This window comes from Luteimonas sp. 8-5 (assembly GCF_029763755.1).
Lineage (GTDB): Bacteria > Pseudomonadota > Gammaproteobacteria > Xanthomonadales > Xanthomonadaceae > Cognatiluteimonas.
Genome location: NZ_JARUVM010000158.1, coordinates 1 through 1,921 on the forward strand (window position 1 = coordinate 1; position 1,921 = coordinate 1,921).

A 1,921-nucleotide genomic window follows, 5' to 3' on the forward strand; every position below is an offset into this window, starting at 1 on the left:
CCGCGGACGATCCGGTCAGCGCGCCATGGGAAGCCACCGGCGAGCTGCTCGCGCGTTTCCATCGCGCCGGCCTGGACCACGCCGATCTCAACGCGCACAACATCCTGTTCGATGCGGGCCCGGCGGGCGCAGCCACTGGCGAGGGCTGGCTGATCGACTTCGACAAAGGCAGCATCCGCATCCCGGCCACCGCCTGGCGCGAACGCAACCTGGCCCGGTTGCAGCGTTCGTTGCTGAAGCTGCGCGGGCAGCGTCCGGCCGACGAGGTGCTGAACGACGTCGCGCGCCTGCGTCGCGCCTATGATGCGACCTGGCTGCAGGGAATCTGACATGGCCGCCAGCGGCACCCAAACCGGAACGTGGGCATTGCGCTTCCACGGCGTCGGCAATTCCGGCGCGGTCGAGCTCGGTTCGGCCATGGCCACGATCGAGCGCGACGGCGCACCCTGGCTCAGCATCGACTGCGGCGGAGAAGGCCTCACCGCGTACCTGGCGCACTACGGCGCCATGCCGCGCGCGCTGTTCATCACCCACGCGCACCTGGACCACGTGGCCGGCTTCGAACGCCTGTTCGGCGCCAGCTACTTCGATCCGTCAAGTGCGCGCGACACCCGGGTCTACGTGCCGGCACCGCTGGTGCCGCTGCTGCAGCAGCGCGTGGCCAGCTATCCCAACGTCGTCGCCGAGGGCGGTGCGAACTTCTGGGACGCTTTCCGCCTGGTGGCGGTGGGGGACCACTTCTGGCACGACGGCGTTCGCCTGGAGGTGTTCCCGGTTCGGCACCACTGGCCCGACACCGCCTTCGGCCTGCGCCTGCACGGCAGCCTGGTGTGGACCGGCGACACCCGTCCGATCCCGGAAATGCTCGCGCGCTTCGCCGGCGCCGGCGAAACCGTCGCCCACGACTGCGCGCTGCACGGCAATCCCTCGCACAGCGGCCTGGACGACCTGGAGCGCGAGTACCCGGCCGAACTGCTCTCGCGCTGCGTGCTCTACCACTACGCCGGCAGCGGCGACGCCGCGGCCATGGCAGCGCGCGGACATCGCGTCGCGCAGCCCGGCGAAGTGCTGCCGCTGCGCGCGCCGACGCCATGAACGCGCGCCTGGATCCAGCGCACATGGAAGGCACCACCGGCGCGCCGCGCGACCTGCTCGGGCGCCCGCTGCGCGACCTGCGCCTGTCGGTGATCGACGCCTGCAACTTCCGTTGCCCGTATTGCATGCCGGCCGACCGCGTGCCCGACGACCACGGCACCGACAGCGCCGCGCGCCTGACGTTCGACCAGATCGAAACCCTGGTCCGCGGCTTCGCCCGCCTGGGCATGCGCAAGCTGCGCCTGACCGGCGGCGAACCGCTGCTGCGCAAGCGCCTGCCGGAACTGGTCGCGCGCCTGGCGGAAATCGACGGCATCGAGGACCTGGCGCTGACCACCAACGGCGCCTTGCTGGCGGCGCACGCGCAGGCCCTGCGCGACGCCGGGCTGGGGCGATTGACGGTGAGCCTGGATGCGCTGGATCCGGCACTGTTCGCGACGCTGTCCGGGGGCCGCGGCAGGCTGGCGTCCGTGTTTGCAGGGCTCGAGGCGGCGCAGGCCGCGGGTTTCGCCCCGATCAAGCTCAACTGCGTCGTCCAGCGCGGCATCAACGAGTCGCAGGTGCTGCCGCTGGTCCGGTTCGCGCGCGAGCACGGGCACGTGATGCGCTTCATCGAATACATGGACGTGGGCACCTGCAACGGCTGGGATCGCGCGCGCGTGGTGCCGTCGGCGGAGGTGCGCGACGCCATCCATGCGCACTGGCCGTTGCGCCCGCTGGACCGCCACTACCGCGGCGAGGTCGCCGCCCGCCACGCCTTCGTCGACGGCGCCGGCGAAGTGGGCTTCGTCAGTTCGGTCAGCGCGCCGTTCTGCGGCGATTGCCA

General features: G+C 71.5%; 3 protein-coding genes. All 3 read left to right on the forward strand.

What is annotated here, in order from left to right:
* On the forward strand, positions 1 to 329 hold a 329-nt coding region (locus QAA18_RS12470), incomplete at its 5' end, for a lipopolysaccharide kinase InaA family protein (protein WP_279413382.1).
* A gap of 1 nt (position 330) precedes the next feature.
* Positions 331 to 1,095: an MBL fold metallo-hydrolase gene (locus QAA18_RS12475; RefSeq protein WP_279413383.1), complete on the forward strand. Its 765-nt coding sequence runs from the start codon at positions 331 to 333 to the stop codon at positions 1,093 to 1,095.
* A gap of 23 nt (positions 1,096 to 1,118) precedes the next feature.
* Positions 1,119 to 1,921, forward strand: an 803-nt coding sequence (gene moaA / locus QAA18_RS12480; RefSeq protein WP_279413384.1) for a GTP 3',8-cyclase MoaA, incomplete at its 3' end; no start/stop codon positions are given.